At 74.1% G+C, this 3983-nt stretch carries 5 protein-coding genes; 1 reads left to right on the top strand and 4 read right to left on the bottom strand.

Annotation, left to right across the window (positions count from 1 at the left end; translation table 11 throughout):
* From J0670_RS32330 to J0670_RS32320, 3 genes are all read right to left on the bottom strand, one after another.
* Nucleotides 1–179: Trm112 family protein (locus tag J0670_RS32330; RefSeq protein WP_207815607.1), on the bottom strand; the 179-nt coding region annotated here is incomplete at its 3' end.
* Between the two features lie 82 nt (nt 180–261).
* Nucleotides 262–1647 (bottom strand): phosphomannomutase/phosphoglucomutase, encoded by a 1386-nt coding sequence (locus J0670_RS32325; protein ID WP_207815604.1) that lies wholly within the window; start codon nt 1645–1647, stop codon nt 262–264.
* A 128-nt stretch (nt 1648–1775) separates the two neighbouring features.
* Nucleotides 1776–2141: a DUF3499 domain-containing protein gene (locus J0670_RS32320; RefSeq protein WP_307806793.1), complete on the bottom strand. Its 366-nt coding sequence runs from the start codon at nt 2139–2141 to the stop codon at nt 1776–1778.
* 151 nt (nt 2142–2292) lie between these two features.
* Between J0670_RS32320 and J0670_RS32315 the strand changes: the two genes are divergently transcribed.
* Nucleotides 2293–2745: a metallopeptidase family protein gene (locus tag J0670_RS32315; protein ID WP_207815603.1), complete on the top strand. Its 453-nt coding sequence runs from the start codon at nt 2293–2295 to the stop codon at nt 2743–2745.
* A gap of 36 nt (nt 2746–2781) precedes the next feature.
* Here the strand turns inward: J0670_RS32315 and J0670_RS32310 are convergent.
* Nucleotides 2782–3983 (bottom strand): DUF5719 family protein (locus J0670_RS32310; RefSeq protein WP_243437839.1); only part of this gene is annotated, 1202 nt, incomplete at its 5' end.

Here is a 3983-nt window from a genome sequence, read left to right as displayed (position 1 = left end):
GCCGGGCGGCGGGCCTCGTCCACCAGCAGGACCGGAATGCCGTCCCGGACCGGGTACGCGAGGCCGCAGTCCCCTCCGGTGCAGACCAGCTCGGGCTGCTCCTCGGTTCCGCCCTCGGCGAGCGCGGCCCGGCACTGCGGACAGACCAGGATCTCCAGCAGGAAGGATTCGAGCTTCATGGGGCTCTCCAAAGTTCGGTGGTGGCACGGAGGTGCCCCGGCCGATAGGCAACCCTACCGGCCGGGGCGCGGGCGCCGGCCGTCAGGCGCGGACGATCGCCAGCACGCCGTCGCGCAGCTCGGCCATCTTCGCCGGGTCCTTGGCCTCGACGTTCAGGCGCAGCAGCGGCTCGGTGTTGGAGGCGCGCAGGTTGAACCACCAGTCCGGGCCGGCCACGGTGAGGCCGTCCAGCTCGTCGACGGTGGTGCCCTCCTGGCCGGCGTAGGCGGCGCGCACGGCGGCGGTGCTGGCGGCCTGGTCGGCGACGGTGCTGTTGATCTCGCCGGAGGCGGCGTAGCGGTCGTACTCGGCGGTCAGCTCGGACAGCGTGCCCTGCTGCCCGCCGAGCGCGGCCAGCACGTGGAGCGCGGCGAGCATGCCGGTGTCGGCGCGCCAGAAGTCGCGGAAGTAGTAGTGCGCGGAGTGCTCGCCGCCGAAGACGGCGTCGGTGACGGCCATCTCCTGCTTGATGAAGGAGTGGCCGACCCGGGTGCGCACCGGGGTGGCGCCGAGCTCGCGGACCACCTCGGGGACGGTCCAGGAGGTGATCAGGTTGTGGATGATCGTCGGCTCGGCCTCGCCGGCGGCCTTGGCGCGGGCGATCTCGCGGGCGGCGACCAGGGCGGTGATCGCGGACGGGGAGACCGGCTCGCCGCGCTCGTCCACGACGAAGCAGCGATCGGCGTCGCCGTCGAAGGCCAGGCCCAGGTCGGCGCCGACCTCGCGGACCTTGGCCTGGAGGTCGACGATGTTCTTCGGGTCGAGCGGGTTGGCCTCGTGGTTGGGGAAGGTGCCGTCCAGCTCGAAGTACATCGGGACGAGCTCGATCGGCAGGCCGTCGAAGACGGTCGGCACGGTGTGGCCGCCCATGCCGTTGCCGGCGTCCACCGCGACCTTGAGCGGGCGGATCGCCGTGAGGTCGACCAGGCCGAGCAGGTGGTCGGCGTAGCCGCGCAGGGTCTCCTGCTCGGAGAGCGTGCCGGGCTTCACGTCCTTGGCCGGGACGGTGACGGTGTCGTCCTCGGCGGTCCAGGACTCGACCAGCTCGCGGATCTCGGCCAGGCCGGTGTCCTGGCCGACCGGGGCGGCGCCGGCGCGGCACAGCTTGATGCCGTTGTACTGGGCCGGGTTGTGGCTGGCGGTGAACATCGCGCCGGGCAGGTCGAGCTTGCCGCTGGCGTAGTAGAGCTGGTCGGTCGAGCAGAGGCCGATCTCGACCACGTCGGCGCCGTAGGCCGCGGCGCCCTCGGCGAAGGCCCGGCTGAGCGACGGGGAAGAGGGGCGCATGTCGTGGCCGACCACGATCGCGGACGCGCCGGTGATCTGTACGAACGCGGCGCCGAAGGCCCGGGACAGGCTCTCGTCCCACTGGTCCGGGACGACGCCTCGGACGTCGTACGCCTTCACGAGCTGCTTGAGGTCGCGCACTGCGGCTCCACCCTGGTTCGGTACTGATCGGTACGTCGGGGCCACCCGCCCGTGCGGTCGACGGGGCGTGGTGACGGTAGACGGGCAGCGTACCCGGGTCGAACGAATGCGCCGTGCCGGGTGAGGCGTCAGTTGTCCGGTGAGCGCAGGACCCGCAGGTGCCCGCGGCGGCCGCCCTCGGTGGAGTCGCCCTCGGGGAAGCGGCCCTGACGGGGGGTCTGCGGGCGGGCGGCCTCGCGCACGGCGTTGGCGAGGGCCTCCAGGTCGTCGCTGCTGCGGCGCAGCGGCCCGGCCTCGGCGGCGAGCCGGACGACCTCCCAGCCGCGCGGGGCGGTGAGGCGCTCGGCGTGCTCGGCGCACAGGTCGTAGCAGTGCGGCTCGGCGTAGGTGGCGAGCGGGCCCAGGACGGCGGTGGAGTCCGCGTAGACGTACGTCAGCGTCGCGACGGCCGGTCGGCCGCACGCGGTCCGCGAACAACGACGTACAGAGCTCACGAGGGTGGACGGTACCGCACTCCCCGCCGGGGAGCGAAGACCGCCTGCCCGGAGGGTGTGCCGTGTCGCGCGCCGCGCTCCCGGCCCTCCGCCGATTCCCCCGTCGGAGTGGTCCACTTCCGACCGTCCAAGGACTACTCTCGGCAGTGATATGGACAGCTCCGCACCGCAGTCACCGACAGGCCCCTCCCGCCGTCCCCGGCACCGCGACCGGCACGGCAGGGGGCTGCGCGGCCCGCTGGCGCCGCCCCAGGTGCCGATCTCGCTCACCCGCTCCGAACTGTTCGACGACTACGTGCGCGAGTCGGTGGAGCGGCTGGAGCGGCGTTGGCCGCAGCTGATCGAGGTGGAGTTCGCCGTTCAGGAGGTGCCGCTGCACGAGGCGGACGGCGCCGACGCCGAGGACGGCGTGCCGCTGGGCCGGGTGTCCCCGGGCAAGCAGGGGCGCAAGAGCCAGATCGTGGTGTACCGGCGGCCGGTGGAGATCCGGGCGAAGACCCGGGAGGACCGGGCTGCGCTGGTGCACGAGATCCTGATCGAGCAGGTGGCCGAGCTGCTGGGGCTGTCTCCGGACGCGATCGACCCGCGCTACGACGAGGAGTGAGTCACCGGGGGCGGGAGGCCCGCCCCCGGTGCGCGGTCAGCGCAGGACGACGCCCGGGTCCTGGGCGGCCTGCGGGACCTTGACGGTGCTGTGGTCGTCGCGCAGCGCCTGGACGGTGAACATCGGCACGTCCTTGGCGGGGATGGCGAGCATCCGGGCGGCGACCACCGGGCCGCCGGAGACGGTCTCCACGGTGAGCGCGAAGGTGCCGTTCAGCCCGGCGGGCTCGGGCGCCGGGAGGGCGACCGTGCCGCCGGCCGGGAGCTGGACCTCCTTGGTGGCGGGGGTGCCGCCGCCGCTGCCGGCCGAGGCGGTGACCCGTACGGTGGCCGCGTCGCCGGTGGAGGTCAGGTACAGGGTGGAGGCGCCGGCCCGGTTGTCGGCCACGGTGGCACGGGCGCCGACCGGGTTGGTGCCGGTGAGCCAGGCCGCGTCGCTCTTGCCGCCGGCGCCGGCGCGGTCGACCCGCAGCGCGGCGACGACCGGGGTGGGGTGCTTGTCGTCGCTGGGCGACAGCCGCAGTCCGGCCACCTCGTCGCGGGTGACCTTGCCGAGGTCGACGGCGGCCACCATGCCCGCCTTGACGTGGATCGACTCGTTGCCGGCCGGGGTGAACCAGCCGTTCTTGCCGGAGAGCTGGATCTTCAGGTCGGCGTCGTCCTCCGGCGGCGCCCAGACCACCAGCCGGGCCGAGGCGGTGTCGGCGGGCAGGCCGGGCAGCACCTGGGTGGCGGCCGGGTCGGCCGAGGCGGGGATCCAGTCGGCGCCCTTGCCGCCGTCGGCGGCGTGCAGCGCGGCGCCGATCCGCCCGGAGCGGACGACCACGTGCACGGCGAGGTCGGTGACGGCGCCCTTGCTGATGGTCGACAGCAGGACGGACTGCGAGCTGCCGGGGGCGACGGTGATGCCGTTGGCGGCGTCGCTGTCGATCAGGCCCTTGTCGCCGTACAGCTTGATGTCGACCACGGCGGCGGAGGACTCGGTGTTGACCAGGCTGAGGTAGTCGACCCGGTCGCCGGCCGTGCTGGCCCCGGCGAACCAGAAGCTCGTGCCGGCCGGGGTGCAGGTGAGGCCGGACAGGCCCTGGCCGCGCTGCTCGGTGACGACGGTCGTCTGGGTGACGGTGAAGCCGGGGGCCAGCGCGCCGGTGGCGACGGCTCCGGTGCCGGGCGCGGCGTCTCCGTTGGCCGCCGGGGCGGTGACCGGGGTGCCGGGCTTGGTCAGGGTCAGCCGGGCGT

The sequence above is a fragment of the Streptomyces sp. FH025 genome, assembly GCF_017427025.1.
GTDB lineage: Bacteria > Actinomycetota > Actinomycetes > Streptomycetales > Streptomycetaceae > Kitasatospora.
Note: the sequence above shows the minus strand (reverse complement) of the source record. Positions and strands in the feature narration are given on the sequence as shown.